At 39.4% G+C, this 16,645-nt stretch carries 29 protein-coding genes; 1 reads left to right on the top strand and 28 read right to left on the bottom strand.

Annotated features, from left to right (window positions below):
- Positions 1–4 precede the first annotated feature (4 nt).
- The 23 genes from secY to OQX62_RS02960 form a co-directional block, all read right to left on the bottom strand.
- On the bottom strand, positions 5–1,348 hold the full coding sequence (secY, locus tag OQX62_RS03070; RefSeq protein WP_265829931.1) for a preprotein translocase subunit SecY: 1,344 nt from the start codon (positions 1,346–1,348) through the stop codon (positions 5–7).
- A gap of 3 nt (positions 1,349–1,351) precedes the next feature.
- Positions 1,352–1,798, bottom strand: coding sequence for a 50S ribosomal protein L15 (gene rplO, locus OQX62_RS03065; RefSeq protein ID WP_265829930.1), 447 nt, complete (start codon positions 1,796–1,798; stop codon positions 1,352–1,354).
- Positions 1,799–1,905: 107 nt separating this feature from the next.
- On the bottom strand, positions 1,906–2,085 hold the full coding sequence (gene rpmD / locus OQX62_RS03060; RefSeq protein ID WP_265829929.1) for a 50S ribosomal protein L30: 180 nt from the start codon (positions 2,083–2,085) through the stop codon (positions 1,906–1,908).
- Between the two features lie 4 nt (positions 2,086–2,089).
- Positions 2,090–2,608, bottom strand: a complete 519-nt coding sequence (gene rpsE / locus OQX62_RS03055) for a 30S ribosomal protein S5 (protein WP_068403483.1) — start codon at positions 2,606–2,608, stop codon at positions 2,090–2,092.
- Positions 2,609–2,625: 17 nt separating this feature from the next.
- A complete protein-coding gene (gene rplR / locus OQX62_RS03050; protein WP_265829928.1) occupies positions 2,626–2,979 on the bottom strand; it encodes a 50S ribosomal protein L18 in 354 nt (117 codons plus the stop codon).
- A gap of 5 nt (positions 2,980–2,984) precedes the next feature.
- Positions 2,985–3,542, bottom strand: coding sequence for a 50S ribosomal protein L6 (gene rplF, locus OQX62_RS03045; RefSeq protein ID WP_265829927.1), 558 nt, complete (start codon positions 3,540–3,542; stop codon positions 2,985–2,987).
- An 18-nt stretch (positions 3,543–3,560) separates the two neighbouring features.
- On the bottom strand, positions 3,561–3,962 hold the full coding sequence (rpsH, locus tag OQX62_RS03040) for a 30S ribosomal protein S8 (protein ID WP_265830156.1): 402 nt from the start codon (positions 3,960–3,962) through the stop codon (positions 3,561–3,563).
- Between the two features lie 137 nt (positions 3,963–4,099).
- On the bottom strand, positions 4,100–4,369 hold the full coding sequence (rpsN, locus tag OQX62_RS03035; protein WP_265829926.1) for a 30S ribosomal protein S14: 270 nt from the start codon (positions 4,367–4,369) through the stop codon (positions 4,100–4,102).
- Complete coding sequence (gene rplE, locus OQX62_RS03030; RefSeq protein WP_322973678.1) at positions 4,369–4,941, bottom strand: 50S ribosomal protein L5; 573 nt, start codon at positions 4,939–4,941, stop codon at positions 4,369–4,371. The genes rpsN and rplE overlap by 1 nt, the downstream gene beginning before the upstream one ends.
- The gene (gene rplX, locus OQX62_RS03025; RefSeq protein ID WP_322973677.1) at positions 4,941–5,282 is read right to left on the bottom strand and encodes a 50S ribosomal protein L24; all 342 of its coding nucleotides are present in this window, start codon (positions 5,280–5,282) and stop codon (positions 4,941–4,943) included. Before rplX ends, rplE begins: the two co-directional genes overlap by 1 nt.
- A gap of 1 nt (position 5,283) precedes the next feature.
- The gene (gene rplN, locus OQX62_RS03020; protein WP_037442593.1) at positions 5,284–5,652 is read right to left on the bottom strand and encodes a 50S ribosomal protein L14; all 369 of its coding nucleotides are present in this window, start codon (positions 5,650–5,652) and stop codon (positions 5,284–5,286) included.
- A gap of 1 nt (position 5,653) precedes the next feature.
- Positions 5,654–5,908 (bottom strand): 30S ribosomal protein S17, encoded by a 255-nt coding sequence (gene rpsQ / locus OQX62_RS03015; RefSeq protein WP_037442595.1) that lies wholly within the window; start codon positions 5,906–5,908, stop codon positions 5,654–5,656.
- Between the two features lie 13 nt (positions 5,909–5,921).
- Entirely contained in the window at positions 5,922–6,131 is a 210-nt protein-coding gene (gene rpmC / locus OQX62_RS03010; protein ID WP_037442597.1) for a 50S ribosomal protein L29, read from the bottom strand.
- Between the two features lie 72 nt (positions 6,132–6,203).
- Positions 6,204–6,626, bottom strand: coding sequence for a 50S ribosomal protein L16 (gene rplP, locus OQX62_RS03005; protein ID WP_037442599.1), 423 nt, complete (start codon positions 6,624–6,626; stop codon positions 6,204–6,206).
- A gap of 38 nt (positions 6,627–6,664) precedes the next feature.
- A complete protein-coding gene (gene rpsC, locus OQX62_RS03000; RefSeq protein WP_265829925.1) occupies positions 6,665–7,531 on the bottom strand; it encodes a 30S ribosomal protein S3 in 867 nt (288 codons plus the stop codon).
- A 5-nt stretch (positions 7,532–7,536) separates the two neighbouring features.
- Positions 7,537–7,899: a 50S ribosomal protein L22 gene (gene rplV, locus OQX62_RS02995; protein WP_265829924.1), complete on the bottom strand. Its 363-nt coding sequence runs from the start codon at positions 7,897–7,899 to the stop codon at positions 7,537–7,539.
- Between the two features lie 7 nt (positions 7,900–7,906).
- Positions 7,907–8,173: a 30S ribosomal protein S19 gene (gene rpsS, locus OQX62_RS02990; protein ID WP_142528368.1), complete on the bottom strand. Its 267-nt coding sequence runs from the start codon at positions 8,171–8,173 to the stop codon at positions 7,907–7,909.
- Positions 8,173–8,997, bottom strand: coding sequence for a 50S ribosomal protein L2 (rplB, locus tag OQX62_RS02985; protein WP_265829923.1), 825 nt, complete (start codon positions 8,995–8,997; stop codon positions 8,173–8,175). The genes rpsS and rplB overlap by 1 nt, the downstream gene beginning before the upstream one ends.
- Positions 8,998–9,020: 23 nt before the next feature.
- The gene (gene rplW, locus OQX62_RS02980) at positions 9,021–9,311 is read right to left on the bottom strand and encodes a 50S ribosomal protein L23 (RefSeq protein WP_265829922.1); all 291 of its coding nucleotides are present in this window, start codon (positions 9,309–9,311) and stop codon (positions 9,021–9,023) included.
- A gap of 1 nt (position 9,312) precedes the next feature.
- The gene (rplD, locus tag OQX62_RS02975) at positions 9,313–9,942 is read right to left on the bottom strand and encodes a 50S ribosomal protein L4 (protein WP_265829921.1); all 630 of its coding nucleotides are present in this window, start codon (positions 9,940–9,942) and stop codon (positions 9,313–9,315) included.
- 4 nt (positions 9,943–9,946) lie between these two features.
- Positions 9,947–10,564, bottom strand: coding sequence for a 50S ribosomal protein L3 (rplC, locus tag OQX62_RS02970; protein ID WP_265829920.1), 618 nt, complete (start codon positions 10,562–10,564; stop codon positions 9,947–9,949).
- Between the two features lie 182 nt (positions 10,565–10,746).
- Positions 10,747–11,142, bottom strand: a complete 396-nt coding sequence (locus OQX62_RS02965) for a DUF1634 domain-containing protein (RefSeq protein ID WP_265829919.1) — start codon at positions 11,140–11,142, stop codon at positions 10,747–10,749.
- Positions 11,142–11,978, bottom strand: a complete 837-nt coding sequence (locus OQX62_RS02960) for a sulfite exporter TauE/SafE family protein (RefSeq protein ID WP_265829918.1) — start codon at positions 11,976–11,978, stop codon at positions 11,142–11,144. Before OQX62_RS02960 ends, OQX62_RS02965 begins: the two co-directional genes overlap by 1 nt.
- 80 nt (positions 11,979–12,058) lie before the next feature.
- Between OQX62_RS02960 and OQX62_RS02955 the strand changes: the two genes are divergently transcribed.
- Positions 12,059–12,754: a hypothetical protein gene (locus OQX62_RS02955; protein WP_265829917.1), complete on the top strand. Its 696-nt coding sequence runs from the start codon at positions 12,059–12,061 to the stop codon at positions 12,752–12,754.
- Between the two features lie 69 nt (positions 12,755–12,823).
- Here OQX62_RS02955 and rpsJ read toward each other — a convergent pair whose 3' ends face one another.
- The 5 genes from rpsJ to OQX62_RS02930 all read right to left on the bottom strand — a co-directional run bounded on the left by rpsJ (position 12,824) and on the right by OQX62_RS02930 (position 16,591).
- The gene (rpsJ, locus tag OQX62_RS02950; protein ID WP_008244591.1) at positions 12,824–13,129 is read right to left on the bottom strand and encodes a 30S ribosomal protein S10; all 306 of its coding nucleotides are present in this window, start codon (positions 13,127–13,129) and stop codon (positions 12,824–12,826) included.
- 66 nt (positions 13,130–13,195) lie between these two features.
- Positions 13,196–15,310 (bottom strand): elongation factor G, encoded by a 2,115-nt coding sequence (fusA, locus tag OQX62_RS02945; RefSeq protein ID WP_265829916.1) that lies wholly within the window; start codon positions 15,308–15,310, stop codon positions 13,196–13,198.
- Between the two features lie 15 nt (positions 15,311–15,325).
- Entirely contained in the window at positions 15,326–15,793 is a 468-nt protein-coding gene (gene rpsG, locus OQX62_RS02940; protein WP_041878496.1) for a 30S ribosomal protein S7, read from the bottom strand.
- A gap of 15 nt (positions 15,794–15,808) precedes the next feature.
- Entirely contained in the window at positions 15,809–16,222 is a 414-nt protein-coding gene (gene rpsL, locus OQX62_RS02935; RefSeq protein ID WP_008244597.1) for a 30S ribosomal protein S12, read from the bottom strand.
- 147 nt (positions 16,223–16,369) lie between these two features.
- Complete coding sequence (locus OQX62_RS02930) at positions 16,370–16,591, bottom strand: VF530 family protein (protein WP_265829915.1); 222 nt, start codon at positions 16,589–16,591, stop codon at positions 16,370–16,372.
- Between the last annotated feature and the right edge of the window lie 54 nt (positions 16,592–16,645).

Below are 16,645 nucleotides of genomic sequence, written 5' to 3'. Positions count from 1 at the left end.
AATATTAAATTACTGCACTGCTACCGCTAGTGCTCGCAGCAGGCACGCCTGTACGACCAGTAACCCGTCCTGTTTTCATCAATCCGTCATAATGACGCATTAACAGGTAGCTTTCAATTTGTTGTAAAGTATCCAATACCACACCTACTAAAATCAGCAGGGATGTACCTCCATAGAAATGAGCAAACTCAGACTTAATACCAAACTTCACTGCTAAAGATGGAAGAATAGCAATGATTGCCAGGAATACTGATCCCGGGAAAGTAATCTTAGAAATAACATCATCAATGAAAGATGAGGTAGCCAGACCAGGTTTGATACCCGGAATAAAACCACCATTCTTTTTCATATCATCTGACATCTGCACCGGATTAACTGTAATCGCGGTATAGAAGAAAGTAAAAGCTATAATTAAGAAAGCAAAAGTTAAACTGTAAGCCAAAGAGGTAGGATCACTAAACTGGATTAACCAGGTGTTTTGTAAAGAAGGGAAAAACTGTGTAAGTGTAGTGGGAATGAACATCAATGCCTGAGCAAAGATAATTGGCATTACGCCAGCTGCATTTACTTTTAATGGGATATACTGTCTAACACCACCAAACTGTCTGTTACCAACAATACGTTTTGCATACTGAACAGGAACTTTACGTACACCCTGAACAATCAGGATTGTAAACATTACCACTCCGAAAAGCGCTACGATTTCAAGTAACAAAGCAATTAGGCCGCCACTATCACCCACCAGCCTCGAACTGATCTCCTGTTGTAAAGCGATTGGTAAACGTGCTATAATTCCAACCATAATGATCAGGGATATACCATTACCAATACCTTTATCAGTGATCTTTTCACCAAGCCACATCACAAACAATGTTCCTGCAGACAACACGAAGGTTGACAATACAAAGAATAAAGTATGATCAATCAGGATAGCTTCAACAGGTACTTGTGTTTTCACATAACCCACAGCCTGAACAGCTGTAATAGCTACTGTTAAGTACCTTGTAATCTGATTAAGTTTGTTTCTGCCACTTTCTCCCTCTTTTTGCATTTTCTGGAAAGAAGGAACAGCGATTCCCAATAACTGAACTACAATTGAAGCAGAAATATATGGCATAACACCCAGCGCCAGGATAGATACACGGGAAAAAGATCCTCCCGCAAACATGTCCAGCAAACCCAGGATTCCAGATTTCTGATTATCACCTAAGGCCGTTGCATCAACACCTGGTAAAACCACATGAGAGACAAACCTATAGACCAAAAGAATTACGAGCGTAAAAACTATACGCTCTTTTAATTCCTGGATTTTCCAAATATTACTTAAAGTAGTAAACAGCTTCTTCATTAATTACAATTTTTCGATTGAGCCTCCAACAGCTTCAATGGCTTTTTGTGCAGTAGCAGAAAAAGCATGTGCTTTAACTTCTAATTTAGATTTAACTTCACCACGACCCAATACTTTGATTAAATCATTTTTATGTGCTAAACCATGCTCTTGCAAGGTAGTGAAATCTATAGTTGTCAAGCTGAATCTCTCTGCTAAACCTTGTAAAACGTCTAAGTTAACGCCTACATATTCAACACGGTTAATTGGTTTGAAACCAACCTTAGGTACACGACGCTGTAATGGCATCTGTCCACCTTCGAAACCGATCTTCGTTTTGTGACCAGAACGAGATCCAGCACCTTTATGACCACGTGTTGATGTACCACCACGACCAGATCCGGTACCACGACCAATTCTCTTACTATTTTTAATGGAACCTGATGCAGGTTTTAAATTACTTAAGTTCATTTTAAACTTATTGTGCTGCCCTTCGCTTTCACTAATCAGGGACAACGGTTAAACATATACAAAGGTTGCAAATTAGTAATTTTAAACTAATTTACAACCTCTAAGAATTATATAGTTTCGATAGCAACCAAATGGTTAACTTTTCTTACCATACCAATGATAGCTGGGTTAGCTTCAACGATTACAGACTTGTTCATTTTGGTTAAACCTAATGCCTGCATAGTTCTTTTTTGACGCTCACTTCTGTCAATGATACTTTTTACCTGGGTTATTTTGATCTTAGCCATGTTCTTATCCGTTAAAAACTTTGTTTAAATCAACACCACGTTGCTGTGCGATGGTATAAGCATCACGCATTTTTGTTAAAGCATCAACAGTTGCTTTTACCACGTTGTGAGGATTTGATGAACCTTTTGATTTTGCTAATACGTTATGTACACCAGCACTCTCTAATACAGCACGCATTGCACCACCTGCAATTACTCCTGTACCTACTGCAGCTGGTTTAATTAATACAAAACCACCAGAGAATTTACCGATTTGTTCATGAGGAACAGTACCGTTAAGCAATGGAACTTTTACCAAGTTCTTTTTAGCATCATCGATACCTTTTGCAATAGCTTCTGTAACCTCTTTCGCTTTACCTAATCCGTAACCTACGATTCCGTTTTCATCTCCAACAACTACGATAGCTGAGAAACTGAAAGTACGTCCACCTTTGGTTACTTTGGCAACACGTTGTATGCTAACTAAACGGTCTTTTAACTCGACCTCGCTAGTCTTAACTCTTTTTATATTGATAGTTGACATTCTTACCTATTTTCAGATTAAAATACTAAACCAGCTTCACGGGCACCTTCTGCCAACGACTTCACGCGACCATGGTATAAATAGCCATTTCTATCGAAAACAACTTCTTTAATGCCAGCTGCGATTGCTTTTTCAGCTACTAATTTACCTACAGCTACAGATTGCTCTGATTTATTGCCATTACTTGCAAAATCTTTTGAAAGTGATGACGCTGATACGATTGTACTTCCGGTTACGTCGTTAATGATTTGAGCATAAATACCTTTATTGCTTCTAAAAACTGATAACCTTGGACGACCTTCAGAACCGGTAAGTCTTTTTCTGATTCCTTTTTTTATACGATCTCTACGAGATAATTTTTTCCCTGCCATGATGATTATTTTTTAGAAGCTGATTTACCTGCTTTTCTTCTTAACACTTCGCCTACAAACTTGATACCTTTACCTTTATATGGCTCTGGTGCACGTAATGAGCGTATTTTCGCTGCTACTTGACCGATCAGTTGTTTGTCGATACTCTCTAAAATAATTTTAGGTGTCTGACCTTTTTCTGAGGTAGTAGTTACTTTAATCTCTTCTGGTAACTGGAACACATAATGGTGAGAATAACCTAAAACAAGATCCAGGGTATTTCCTGTATTAGTAGCACGGTAACCCACACCAACTAATTCCTGTTGAATTTTATAACCTTCTGTTACACCGATAACCATATTGTTAACCAATGAACGGTATAAACCGTGCAATGCTTTGTGTCTTTTTTGCTCAGTCGGACGGGTTACTGTTAGTACACCATCTTCCTGACTAACTGTGATATCTGTATCTACAGCTTGCGATAATTCACCTTTAGGACCTTTAACTGTTACTACGTTCTCTTTAGAGATGGTAATTGTTACTCCTGCAGGGATACTTATTGGGGCTTTTCCTATTCTTGACATTTTGTTATCCTCCTTTAATTAATAAACGTGACACAAAACCTCGCCACCAATGTTTAGTCTGGCTGCTTCTTTATCAGTCATTACACCTTTAGATGTAGATAAAATAGCGATACCTAAACCATTTAATACTCTTGGCATTTTCTCAACGCCAGCATATTGCCTTAAACCTGGTTTGCTGATACGCATTAACGTGCGGATAGCAGGTATTTTAGTTATAGGATTGTACTTCAAAGCGATTTTAATCGTTCCCTGAACAGTAGTGTCCTCAAACTTGTAATTAGCAATGTAACCTTTGTCAAAAAGAACTTTCGTGATTTCCTTTTTCAGGTTTGATGCAGGAATTTCTACAATTCTGTGATTTGCCTTGATGGCATTTCTTACTCTTGTAAGATAATCTGCTATTGGATCTGTATTCATTATTATTGAGTTGTGATAGTGGTTTCCTTTCCGAACCCTTCGGAACGACCTGCCATCGGTTAATATTTGTTTTTGTAAACGCCTAAACGTTAGCAATATTACGCCCTAAGGCGTAACAACTAACGTAGACGAATTCTTTTTTACCAACTTGCTTTTGTAACTCCAGGAATTTTTCCTGCCAAAGCCATATCACGGAAAGTAACCCTTGATATACCGAAAGTACGCATGTAACCACGAGGACGACCAGTCAATTTACATCTGTTGTGTAATCTTACAGCAGATGAATTTTTTGGTAATTTATCTAATCCTTCATAATCACCAGCAGCTTTAAGTTCAGCACGTTTGTCTGCATACTTAGCTACTAATTTTTGGCGCTTAACTTCGCGAGCTTTTACTCCTTCTTTTGCCATTATTGATTTGTATTAGGGGTTTGATTTTTAAACGGTAATCCAAATTGTTTTAAAAGTTCCAATGCTTCAACATCAGTGGTAGCTGTTGTTACAAAGGTAATATCCATACCTAAAATCTTAGAGATTTTGTCGATGTTGATCTCAGGGAAGATGATTTGCTCAGTAATACCTAACGTGTAATTACCTTTTCCATCAAAACCTTTATCGTTGATACCTTTAAAATCACGGATACGTGGCAAAGCTACGGAAATTAAACGATCTAAAAACTCAAACATGTTGTTATCACGTAAAGTTACACGTACACCTACCGGCATACCCTTACGTAATTTGAAGTTTGAGATATCTTTTTTAGATTTTGATCCAACTGCCTGCTGACCTGCGATTGTGCTCATTTCTACAATAGAAGTGTCAATAATCTTTTTGTCAGTCACAGAGAAACGACCAACACCCTGGTTGATAGCTATTTTCTCTAATTTAGGAACCTGCATCACAGTTTTGTAAGCAAACTTCTCTTTCAGAGCTGTTACAATTTCCTCTTTGTATTTAGTCTTTAATCTTGGTATGTAAGTCATTATTTGATCTCCTCTCCTGATTTTTTAGATACCCTAACTAATTTCCCATCAGCATTAAGCTTTCTGCCAACACGCGTAGTCGCTCCTGTTTTAGGATCAATTAACGCAACGTTAGAAATATGAAGAGCAGCCTCTTTTTTAATGATACCTCCGTTAGGATTAGCAGCATTTGGTTTTGTATGTTTTGATACAAGGTTTACACCTTCTACCAGTATCCTACTTTTAGTAATCAATACTGAAAGTACTTTACCTTCCTGGCCTCTTGAATCACCAGCTATAACCTTTACTAAATCTCCTTTACGGATTTTAATTTTTGGTTGAACAGTTACTTTATTTTTCATATTATAATACCTCCGGTGCTAATGATACAATTTTCATGAATTGTTTTTCACGCAGTTCTCTCGCTACCGGGCCAAAAATACGTGTTCCACGTGGCTCATCTTGTGCATTTAACAATACCGCTGCATTATCGTCGAAACGGATGTAAGAACCATCTTTACGTCTGATCTCTTTTTTCGTTCTTACTACAACTGCTTTAGATACGGTACCTTTTTTAATGTTACCAGAAGGGATTGCGCTTTTAACAGTAACAACGATCTTGTCACCTATAGAAGCATATCTCTTGCCAGTACCACCAAGTACACGGATAACCAATACTTGTTTTGCGCCGCTATTGTCGGCTACATTTAATCTCGATTCCTGTTGTACCATGTTATTTAGCCCTCTCTAAAATTTCCACTAATCTCCAGTTCTTGTTTTTACTCAGCGGACGAGTCTCCATGATAAGTACTGTATCACCAATACCACAATCGTTTTTCTCGTCATGAGCCATAAATTTGGTAGTTTTCTTAACAAACTTACCATAGATCGGGTGTTTCACTTTACGCTCTACCGCAACAACAACAGATTTATCCATCTTGTTACTTACTACCAACCCGGTTCTTGTTTTTCTTAATTGTCTTTCCATTTCGACTCTAAAGTTATTTAGTTTCACTAGCTGACGCAGCTTTACGCTTAGTCATTTCAGTATTTAATCGGGCGATGTCTTTTCTTACCTTATTGATGCGGGTAGGATTCTCTATAGCCGAAATTGTATGTGCAAATTTTAACTTAACCAAGTTTTCTTTTTCTTCTGCAATCCTGACTACTAGTTCTTCTTGTGAAAGCCCTGTGATTTCTGAGTTCTTCATTTTATTAATTTTTATGTTCTGGGTCTAGCGGTTATAATAACAAGTTACTTACAACATTGACCCCAAAACTTTTTATGCTTCTACGTAATCTCTACGTACTACAAATTTGGTTTGGATAGGTAATTTCTGAGCTGCTAAACGCATTGCTTCTTTAGCGATTTCTAAAGAAACGCCTTCCGCTTCAAAAATTATACGTCCTGGTCTAACAACAGCTACCCAGTATTCCGGCGCACCTTTACCTTTACCCATACGTACTTCAGCTGGTTTCTTAGTTACCGGTTTGTCCGGGAATATTCTAATCCAAACCTGGCCTTCACGTTTCATGAAACGAGTTACCGCAATACGGGCTGCCTCTATCTGACGACTGGTAATCCATGTCGCCTCTAAAGATTTAATCCCGAAAGACCCGAATGACAATTCAGCACCACGTGTTGCTAAACCTTTCATTCTGCCCTTTTGCATCTTTCTGAACTTCGTTCTTTTTGGCTGTAACATTTTATCTTAATATTATCGTTAAACGATCTGTTAACTAATTATTTACGAGGACCTCTGTTAGGAGTATTTCCGCCTCTATTATCTCTACCTGCACCTGGTGCGCCCTGACCCGGACCACCCTGACCTGGACCTCTTCCGCCACGACCTTTGTTGTCGTTACGTCTGTCGCCACCGCCACGGTTATCTCTGTCTCTGCCGCCACCTGCAAAAGCACCTTCAGGTCTGCCGCCTTTACCAGGAGCATTGCTTACTGCACCAATGTTAGGAGAAAGATCACGCTTACCGTAAACCTCACCTTTACAGATCCAAACTTTAACACCTATTTTACCATAAGTAGTTAATGCTTCAGCTAATGCATAATCGATGTCTGCACGGAAAGTATGCAAAGGAATTCTTCCTTCTTTATACTGCTCGCTACGCGCCATCTCAGCACCACCTAAACGACCTGATGTCATTATTTTGATACCTTCAGCACCCATACGCATTGTTGATGCGATAGTAGATTTCATTGCTCTACGGAATGAGATCCTTGCTTCTAATTGTTTTGCAACACTTTCTGCTACCAGTTGTGCATCAAGCTCAGGACGTTTGATCTCAAAAATGTTAATCTGAATCTCTTTTTTTGTAAGTTTCTTTAACTCTTCTTTGATCTTGTCAACCTCAGCTCCTGCTTTACCGATCACAATACCCGGACGTGCAGTGTGGATAGTTACAGTGATACGTTTTAACGTACGTTCGATAACTACTTTAGCTACTCCTCCTTTTGCGATACGCACAGAAAGGTATTTTCTTATTTTTTCGTCCTCAACTAATTTGTCAGCATAGTTGTTGCCACCGAACCAGTTAGAATCCCAACCTCTGATGATTCCTAACCTGTTTCCTATTGGATGTGCTTTTTGTCCCATTTCTACTAATTAGTTTGAGTTTCAACGTTTTTACTATCTACTACCAAAGTTACATGGTTTGAACGCTTACGTATTCTGTAACCACGACCTTGTGGTGCAGGTCTCAGTCTTTTCAACTGACGGCCGCCACCAACCATTATAGTTTTAACATATAATTGGTTTTCTTCAGGGCGAGAACCTTCATTTTTATTTTCCCAGTTCTTGATCGCTGACAATAAAAGTTTTTCAACTTTCAATGCTGCTTCTTTATTGGTGAATTTTAAAATATGTAATGCTTTCTCAACACGCTCACCTCTGATAAGATCTACAACCAAACGCATCTTACGCGGTGAGGTTGGACAATTGTTTAATTTCGCTACTGCTTCCATCTCTTAATTATTTTTTCTTTTCAGAGTGACCCCTAAATGTTCTGGTTGGAGCAAACTCTCCCAGCTTGTGACCAACCATGTTTTCTGTTACGTATACCGGTATGAATTTATTACCGTTATGCACTGCAAATGTATGATTCACGAAATCTGGTGAAATCATTGATCTGCGAGACCAAGTTTTAATGACAGACTTTTTGCCTGATTCATTCATAGAGACTACTTTCTTCTCTACGTTATGGTCAATATAAGGTCCTTTTTTAATCGAACGTGCCATTATTTCTTCCTTTTCTCTATGATGAAACGATTTGAGTATTTTTTAAGTGAGCGAGTCTTAAAGCCTTTAGAATAAACACCATTCCTTGAGCGTGGCTGACCACCTGATGAACGACCTTCACCACCACCCATTGGGTGATCGACAGGGTTCATGGCTACCGGACGAGTCCTAGGACGACGTCCTAACCAACGTTTACGACCTGCCTTACCTAATACTTCATTTGCATGATCTGAATTGGAAACAGCGCCTATTGTTGCTAAACAGGTAGTTAAGATAGATCTTACCTCGCCTGATGGCATTTTAATAGTTGCATATTTACCATCACGTGCTGCTAACTGAGCATAAGCACCAGCACTACGTGCTAATTGTGCTCCACGTCCTGGTTGAATTTCAAGATTGTGTACAATTGAACCTAACGGAATGTTAGCTAATTTTAAAGTATTTCCAACTTCCGGAGTTGCTGTATCTCCCGATACTACTTTTTGCCCTACTTGCAATCCTTCCGGTGCAATAATATAACGCTTCTCACCATCTGCATAATGTAATAATGCAATACGTGCTGTACGGTTAGGATCGTATTCTACAGTAGCTACTGTTGCAGGAATATCAAACTTATCACGTTTAAAGTCAATTAAACGATAAGATTTTTTGTGACCACCACCCATGTAGCGCATAGTCATCTTTCCTGTATTGTTACGTCCTCCCGATTTTTTAGAAGAAACAACCAATGATTTTTCGGGCTTGGTTGCTGTAATCTCCGAGAAATCAGCCCCAACTCTAAAGCGGGTACCCGGAGTGACTGGTTTAAATTTTCTTAAGCCCATAGTTATAAATAATTCAATTCTTATTAAATATTCGCGTAATAATCAATTGTTTCACCTGCTGCCAGAGTTACAATCGCTTTTTTGTATTTAGGGCTACGACCCGTTACTAAACCACCTTTAGTATTTCTGCTTTTCATTTTGCCATTCACAATCATTGTGTTGATAGCCAAAATGTTCACACCATACATTTTTTCAATAGCTGATTTAATCTGCAATTTGTTTGCTTTGTGTTCAACCTTGAAAGTAAAGCGGCTAGATTTTTCTGTCAAAGCCGAAGCTTTTTCAGTTAATATCGGTTTCTTTAAAAATTCCATATTATTTGGCGAATGCCTCCTCCAGTGTTTTAACAGTATTCGCAGTTAACAAAAGTTTACCACAGTTCAATACATCATATGTATTTACCTGATCTGCAGTGATCACTTTTACTTTCTGAACGTTTCTGCTTGATAAATAGATATTGTTATCCTGTGCAGGTAAAACCAACAAAGTTTTTTCACCAGTTAAGCTTAAAGCATTAATAAGGTTGATGTAATTTTTAGTTTTGATCGAATCAAAAGTAAAATCTTCTAAAACAAGGATGTTGTTATCCTGAGCTTTATATGACAACGCAGATTTACGTGCCAGTGATTTTAATTTTTTGTTCAGTTTAAAACTGTAATCACGTGGTTGAGGACCGAATACACGACCACCACCATTAAACAAAGGTGATTTTATACTACCAGCACGAGCACCACCAGTACCTTTTTGCTTGTATAATTTGCGGGTTGAACCAGCAATTTCATTACGTTGTTTAGATTTGTGAGTTCCCTGACGTTGGTTAGCCAAATACTGTTTCACATCTAAATAAATCGCATGATCGCTAGGTGTTACACCAAATACCGACTCAGGAAGTTGCACCTTGGCACCTGTCTCTTTTCCTGAAATGTTTACTACATTAACTTCCATCTGCTTACTTGTCTAAGATTACGTAAGAACCTTTAGCTCCTGGAATGGAACCACTAACTACAACAAGATTTTGATCAGCATAAACTTTCAAAACCTGTAGGTTCTGAACCTTTACTCTGTCTCCACCCATTCTACCTGCCATACGCATACCTTTAAATACACGTGCAGGGTATGAAGCAGCACCCAATGAACCCGGCGCACGCATTCTGTTATGCTGACCGTGAGTTTGACCACCAACACCACCGAATCCGTGGCGTTTCACAACACCTTGAAAACCTTTACCTTTTGATGTACCGACAACATCCACAAAATCGCCTTCAGCAAAAATGCTAACAGTTACAGTATCGCCTAAACTTAACGATTCTTCAAACGGTTCGAATTCTACTAATTTACGTTTTGGGGTGGTGTTTGCTTTCGCAAAATGGCCCATAAGAGGTTTGGTTGTGTTCTTTTCTTTAGCTTCACTGAAGCCTAACTGAACTGAAACGTAACCGTCTTTCTCTGCGGTCTTTACCTGTGTAACTACACAAGGCCCAGCTTCGATCACCGTGCATGGAATGTTTTTTCCATCGGCGTCGAAAATGCTGGTCATTCCTACTTTTTTTCCAATAATACCTGACATTTTCTTTTTTAAATTTAACACCCATCGAAGCAGTAGGGCTTCGTTCAAGGTGGATACAATTCCCGTTAAGGGAGGGCAAAAATAGGAAATAAATCTTAAGTTTCAAATAGTTAGCCTATTATTTTTTCAAATAAGTACTATTATTTTTGGATTGATCAGATAAATGGGAGTCAAATCCGATTTTACCCTACCAGCTTGTTACTCAAACTGATCAGGATAACACCTAACACGAAGATACCGATCAGTACATACAGATAATCACGCTCTATCAAAAAGCTGAAAATTGAAAACACAACACGGGTAACGGGCGTAAAGATCAGCAGCAGCGTACCAAACTGAATAATCGCCCTGCCATCTAACCTGCTCATGCCCTGAAAGATAGCTAAAATAGAAGAATACTGGGTTTTTGCAGCGTTGAAAGTATGGTAGTCCGCACCAGTATTGCCATAAACACTCAGATACAGCAATCCGCCGATAAAGACAACAGTCATTGAAGCGATCACTCCTACCCGAAGCAAGGTGCCTAGGATCACCTGTATATCCTTATCTGCAAAATAATGTTTACCAGGCTTTTCCATTATAATTTCCCCGTTAATCCATTATAAATCATCTGCAGCGCAAGAAAGGTAACCACCACTGCAAAAACAATCTTGAGTTTATCCGTATTTGTCTTCACCAGGATCTTCGACCCCACAGTTGCGCCCATCAGCACACCCAACGTAACAGGCATCGCAATACCCGGATCAATTTGTCCCCGATGCAGGTATACAATTGCACTTGCCGCTGCAGTTACTCCCATCATAAAATTACTCGTTGTAGTGGAAACCTTAAAGGGTAACCTCATGATATTATCCATTGCCAGTACTTTTAAGGCCCCTGAGCCGATTCCCAGTAAGCCAGAGATAATACCAGCAAACAACATCATGACAAAGCCGCCGGCAACATTATGCACACCGTACTTTACTGTGCCCGAAGCCGTAGGATAAGAACCGTTCAGCTTGAAGAAATTAGCCAGCACACCAGAGGAATCGCTGTCAGAATGATCTACTTTCTTCCGCACCATCATTACCGCAGAAAAAAGCAGGATGCAGCCAAATATGACGGCTATATAACCCGGATTAATGTAGACTGTTACGATAGCGCCAAGTACCGCACTGATAGTAGTAGCAATTTCAAGGAACATCCCAATCCTGATATTGGTAATCCCCTCTTTCACATATGCGGCCGCAGATCCGGAGGAAGTTGCAATCACAGATACGATAGAGGCACCTATGGCATAATGAATATCCACCCCAAGTGCAAGTGTCAGCAGAGGGATAATGATTACTCCACCACCCAGTCCGGTAAGGGAACCAACCAGTCCGGCTAAAAAAGCTCCGGCCAGAACAATAATTGTGAATAGTAATACCGACATTGGGCACAAATATACTATCTACAATCAACACACAATAAAATTAAAAGATCATTGTTTAAATTTATACCAAACAAATATTTATGAACAGATTATTACCATTACTTTTTATTTTACTGATCAGCGGATCTATCAGACAAGCAGCAGCACAAACGCAGGCACCAGCAGTACCAACAAAGGTAACGGCGCCTAAGGTTGCACCGAAAAAAATTGTGCCAACTCAGGCAGCTCCGGCACCAGTAGTTTCGCAAGTCGTCGATCCCAGCCTGAAAGGTCAGTATGAAGCTCTGCTTTCCAAATCCAAAACCTACTATACCTATAAGCTGATCAATCCCGCCCGTTTAACTGCCTTTTACCGGAGCGTAGCTGATTCTATCCGCAAAGAGCGCGTAAGCAGCAAATCAGCACAGGCAAAAATCACAGCACAAGCCCGCACGATCGATACACTGAACAGCCAGATTAAAGGCAATGAGAGTTCACTGGAATCTACCAATGCAAAAGTGAATGAGATCTCCTTCCTGGGAATTCCATTCAGTAAAGCAACCTATAACACCATGGTATGGGCGATCATTATTGTGCTGGCATTAGCACTTGCCTTTGTGGTAATCCGTTCTGCCAAAAACATCCACGAAGCAAAATACAGAACAGAATTGTATGAAGAAGTGTCTAAAGAATATCAGACCTTCAAAGTGAAAGCCAACGAGAAAGAAAAGAAACTGGCCCGTGAATTACAAGATGAGCGCAACAAACTGGACGAACTCAAAACCCGCGGAATCTAAATACGAAAAACCTCTTAAAACAAAAAGGCCTTCGGAAATCCGAAGGCCTTTTTGTTTATCGCTAAATCATTAAACTTTAATTTCTACTTCAACACCGCTAGGTAATTCAAGTTTCATCAAAGCATCAACTGTTTTAGAGTTAGAGCTATAAATATCTAACAAACGTTTGTATGCACATAATTGAAACTGCTCACGTGCTTTTTTGTTTACGTGTGGTGAACGCAAAACAGTGAAGATTTTCTTTTCTGTTGGCAACGGAATTGGTCCGCTAACCACTGCACCAGTAGGTTTTACAGTTTTAACGATTTTCTCAGCAGATTTATCTACTAAGTTGTAATCGTAAGATTTTAATTTAATTCTGATTCTTTGGCTCATTGTATGTTTATTTAAGGCTGCCTGTTAGAGCTATTAATAACAGGCAACCGGTTTATTTTTAGAAAATTACTCAGCAGATTTAATTCTGCCTTTTGATTTAGCAATTACTTCATCCTGTACGTTTCTTGGTGCTGGTTCGTAGTGATCAAACTCCATTGTAGAAGTTGCACGACCAGAAGTGATGGTACGTAACTGAGTTACATAACCAAACATCTCAGAAAGAGGCACAGTTGCTTTAATTACCTGAGAACCATTACGTGTATCCATACCTAAAAGCTGACCACGACGACGGTTCATGTCACCGATTACATCACCCATATTTTCTTCAGGAGTAAGGATTTCGATTTTCATGATTGGCTCCATCAATACCGGATTACATTTAGGTAACGCCTCACGATAAGCCATTTTAGCTGCTAATTCGAATGACAAAGCATCTGAATCGACTGCGTGGAATGAACCATCAATTAAGCGAACTTTCATGTCAGGAAGAGGATATCCAGCTAATACACCATTTGACATAGATGCTGCAAATCCTTTTTCTACCGAAGGAATAAATTCACGTGGAATTGAACCACCAGTAATTTCGTTTACAAACTGCAAACCACCTTTTTCAAAGTCAGCATCAATTGGAGAGATCACAACCTGGATGTCCGCGAATTTACCACGACCACCTGATTGTTTTTTATAAGTCTCACGGTGCTGAATTGTTCCGTTGATCGCTTCTTTGTAAGCCACTTGTGGCGCTCCCTGGTTAACCTCAACTTTAAACTCACGTTTTAAGCGGTCAATCAGGATATCCAGGTGAAGTTCACCCATACCAGAAATTACAGTCTGACCAGTTTCCTCGTCAGTTTGAACTCTGAATGTAGGATCCTCTTCAGCCAGTTTCGATAATCCCATACCCAATTTATCAATATCAGCCTGAGTTTTTGGCTCAATAGCTAATCCGATAACCGGCTCAGGGAAATTCATCGATTCTAAAATGATCGGGTTTTTCTCTTCACACAGTGTATCACCTGTTTTAATATCCTTAAAACCTACAACCGCAGCAATATCACCAGCACCTACATTCGGAATTGGGTTTTGCTTGTTTGCATGCATCTGGAAGATACGTGAAATACGTTCTTTATTTTCAGAACGTGCGTTGTAAATGTATGAACCAGCTTCCAGGTTACCCGAGTATACACGGATAAAGCAAAGACGGCCTACGAAAGGATCTGTTGCAATTTTAAATGCTAAAGCTGCAAAAGGTTCTTGTTCACTTGGTTTACGTAATATCTCTTCACCTGTATCAGGATTAGTTCCAATTACACCTTCTGAGTCCATTGGTGACGGCAATAATTCCATCACATAGTCAAGCATAGTCTGTACACCTTTGTTTTTGAAAGATGAACCACAAACCATCGGTACAATTTTAGCATCTAGTACAGCTGCACGTAATGCATCCAAGATTTCACGCTCTGTAATTGAATTTGGATCTTCGAAGAATTTCTCCATCAGAGACTCATCATAATCAGCCACAGATTCCAGCAATTTCTCTCTCCATTCAGCAACTTCATCCAGCATATCTGCAGGAATAGGTACTTCAGTAAAGGTCATACCTTTATCATGCTCATTCCAAACAATACCACGGTTGTTAATTAAATCAACAACACCAGTAAAGTTATCTTCAGCACCAATTGGTAACTGCAATGGAACTGCATTGCTACCTAACATGCTTTTAACCTGTCCAACAACTTTCAAGAAATCTGCACCAGAACGGTCCATTTTGTTTACGAAGCCAATACGGGCAACGTTGTAGTTGTTAGCCAGACGCCAGTTAGTTTCAGATTGAGGCTCAACACCATCAACCGCAGAAAATAAGAAAACCAATCCATCCAATACACGCAGTGAACGGTTTACCTCTACGGTAAAATCCACGTGACCCGGTGTATCGATGATGTTGATATGGTAATCCTGTCCTCTGTATTTCCAACCAACAGTTGTAGCAGCAGAAGTAATGGTAATACCACGTTCCTGCTCTTGTGCCATCCAGTCCATTGTTGCTGCACCTTCGTGCACTTCACCAATTTTATGACTAACACCAGCATAATAAAGAATACGCTCTGTAGTAGTGGTCTTACCAGCATCAATGTGCGCAGCAATACCAATGTTTCTTGTAAATTTTAAATCTCTTGACATCTTATGGTTTCAATATTAAAAACGGAAATGTGAGAATGCTTTGTTGGCCTCAGCCATTTTATGCGTATCTTCTTTCTTTTTAACTGCCGCACCTTCACCTTTAGCTGCTGAAACGATTTCTCCCGCTAATTTTTCTTTCATGGTTTTTTCACCACGTCTTCTAGCGTAAGAAATTAACCATTTCATACCTAAAGCGATTTTACGGTCAGGACGAACTTCTGTAGGAACCTGGAAGTTAGCACCACCAACACGGCGTGACTTCACCTCTACTGCAGGCATTACATTTGTTAAAGCACGTTTCCATACTTCTAAACCATTTTCACCAGCTTTTTTTTCTGCTAATTCAACTGCATCATAAAAAATAGAGTAAGCGATGGATTTTTTTCCATCATACATCATATTGTTTACAAATCTGGTCACCTGAACATCGTTAAATTTTGGATCAGGAAGGATAATTCTCTTTTTTGGTTTTGACTTTCTCATTTTTGTTCCTCCTAATTATTTCTTTTTACCTTTTGTTGGTGCAGCAGCTACTTGTCCTGGTTTAGGACGTTTAGTACCATATTTTGAACGACGTTGGTTACGACCAGCAACTCCTGAAGTATCTAATGCTCCACGGATGATGTGATAACGTACACCTGGTAAATCCTTAACACGGCCACCACGGATCAATACGATTGAGTGTTCCTGTAAGTTGTGACCTTCTCCAGGAATATAAGCGTTAACTTCTTTTCCATTGGTCAAACGTACACGCGCTACTTTACGCATTGCTGAGTTTGGTTTTTTAGGGGTAGTGGTATATACACGTGTACATACACCTCTTCGCTGTGGACAACTGTCCAACGCCGGAGACTTACTCTTGAACTCCAGTGCTACTCTACCTTTTCTAACTAATTGTTGAATGGTTGGCATTGTTTTTTTGTTTTTCTATTTATTATTTAAAAACTTTACCCCTCAATAAGGGACTGCAAAGGTAAGACAATACATTTTATAAATCAAGGGGTTAACATAAAATTAATTCGGAAAATTGAAACCTTTCGCCGGTGTTCCCCTTGTTTTCTAATGAAATGTATTCAGATAAAGCTTTTCCACTTTCTTCCTTGCCCATTCTGTTTTCCTCAAAAAGGTAAGGCTGGACTTCAGACTGGGGTCATTATTAAAACAGGCAATCTTTACCAGCTTACCCATTTCCGGCCACCCGTAATGCCATACCAGTTGTTTAAGAATAAACTCCAGTGTTTTTCCGTGTAAAGGGTTATTCGCTTGCTTTCCGTCAGTCATGAGATGATTGTAATACAGCAAAGATAAAGAACTTGATTAATATATTATTCCTTA

Source organism: Pedobacter sp. MR2016-24 (assembly GCF_026239655.1).
In the GTDB taxonomy this organism is placed as follows: Bacteria; Bacteroidota; Bacteroidia; order Sphingobacteriales; family Sphingobacteriaceae; genus Pedobacter.
This window is presented reverse-complemented; position numbering and strand designations above follow the sequence as displayed.

Excerpts from the sequence above, each read along its gene's own strand:
- secY (WP_265829931.1), bottom strand. The coding sequence starts at position 1,348 with ATGAAGAAGCTGTTTACTACTTTAAGTAATATTTGGAAAATCCAGGAA.
- rplO (WP_265829930.1), bottom strand. The coding sequence starts at position 1,798 with ATGAACTTAAGTAATTTAAAACCTGCATCAGGTTCCATTAAAAATAGT.
- rpmD (WP_265829929.1), bottom strand. The coding sequence starts at position 2,085 with ATGGCTAAGATCAAAATAACCCAGGTAAAAAGTATCATTGACAGAAGT.
- rpsE (WP_068403483.1), bottom strand. The coding sequence starts at position 2,608 with ATGTCAACTATCAATATAAAAAGAGTTAAGACTAGCGAGGTCGAGTTA.
- rplR (WP_265829928.1), bottom strand. The coding sequence starts at position 2,979 with ATGGCAGGGAAAAAATTATCTCGTAGAGATCGTATAAAAAAAGGAATC.
- rplF (WP_265829927.1), bottom strand. The coding sequence starts at position 3,542 with ATGTCAAGAATAGGAAAAGCCCCAATAAGTATCCCTGCAGGAGTAACA.
- rpsN (WP_265829926.1), bottom strand. The coding sequence starts at position 4,369 with ATGGCAAAAGAAGGAGTAAAAGCTCGCGAAGTTAAGCGCCAAAAATTA.
- rplE (WP_322973678.1), bottom strand. The coding sequence starts at position 4,941 with ATGACTTACATACCAAGATTAAAGACTAAATACAAAGAGGAAATTGTA.
- rplX (WP_322973677.1), bottom strand. The coding sequence starts at position 5,282 with ATGAAAAATAAAGTAACTGTTCAACCAAAAATTAAAATCCGTAAAGGA.
- rplN (WP_037442593.1), bottom strand. The coding sequence starts at position 5,652 with ATGGTACAACAGGAATCGAGATTAAATGTAGCCGACAATAGCGGCGCA.
- rpsQ (WP_037442595.1), bottom strand. The coding sequence starts at position 5,908 with ATGGAAAGACAATTAAGAAAAACAAGAACCGGGTTGGTAGTAAGTAAC.
- rpmC (WP_037442597.1), bottom strand. The coding sequence starts at position 6,131 with ATGAAGAACTCAGAAATCACAGGGCTTTCACAAGAAGAACTAGTAGTC.
- rplP (WP_037442599.1), bottom strand. The coding sequence starts at position 6,626 with ATGTTACAGCCAAAAAGAACGAAGTTCAGAAAGATGCAAAAGGGCAGA.
- rpsC (WP_265829925.1), bottom strand. The coding sequence starts at position 7,531 with ATGGGACAAAAAGCACATCCAATAGGAAACAGGTTAGGAATCATCAGA.
- rplV (WP_265829924.1), bottom strand. The coding sequence starts at position 7,899 with ATGGAAGCAGTAGCGAAATTAAACAATTGTCCAACCTCACCGCGTAAG.
- rpsS (WP_142528368.1), bottom strand. The coding sequence starts at position 8,173 with ATGGCACGTTCGATTAAAAAAGGACCTTATATTGACCATAACGTAGAG.
- rplB (WP_265829923.1), bottom strand. The coding sequence starts at position 8,997 with ATGGGCTTAAGAAAATTTAAACCAGTCACTCCGGGTACCCGCTTTAGA.
- rplW (WP_265829922.1), bottom strand. The coding sequence starts at position 9,311 with ATGGAATTTTTAAAGAAACCGATATTAACTGAAAAAGCTTCGGCTTTG.
- rplD (WP_265829921.1), bottom strand. The coding sequence starts at position 9,942 with ATGGAAGTTAATGTAGTAAACATTTCAGGAAAAGAGACAGGTGCCAAG.
- rplC (WP_265829920.1), bottom strand. The coding sequence starts at position 10,564 with ATGTCAGGTATTATTGGAAAAAAAGTAGGAATGACCAGCATTTTCGAC.
- OQX62_RS02965 (WP_265829919.1), bottom strand. The coding sequence starts at position 11,142 with ATGGAAAAGCCTGGTAAACATTATTTTGCAGATAAGGATATACAGGTG.
- OQX62_RS02960 (WP_265829918.1), bottom strand. The coding sequence starts at position 11,978 with ATGTCGGTATTACTATTCACAATTATTGTTCTGGCCGGAGCTTTTTTA.
- OQX62_RS02955 (WP_265829917.1), top strand. The coding sequence starts at position 12,059 with ATGAACAGATTATTACCATTACTTTTTATTTTACTGATCAGCGGATCT.
- rpsJ (WP_008244591.1), bottom strand. The coding sequence starts at position 13,129 with ATGAGCCAAAGAATCAGAATTAAATTAAAATCTTACGATTACAACTTA.
- fusA (WP_265829916.1), bottom strand. The coding sequence starts at position 15,310 with ATGTCAAGAGATTTAAAATTTACAAGAAACATTGGTATTGCTGCGCAC.
- rpsG (WP_041878496.1), bottom strand. The coding sequence starts at position 15,793 with ATGAGAAAGTCAAAACCAAAAAAGAGAATTATCCTTCCTGATCCAAAA.
- rpsL (WP_008244597.1), bottom strand. The coding sequence starts at position 16,222 with ATGCCAACCATTCAACAATTAGTTAGAAAAGGTAGAGTAGCACTGGAG.
- OQX62_RS02930 (WP_265829915.1), bottom strand. The coding sequence starts at position 16,591 with ATGACTGACGGAAAGCAAGCGAATAACCCTTTACACGGAAAAACACTG.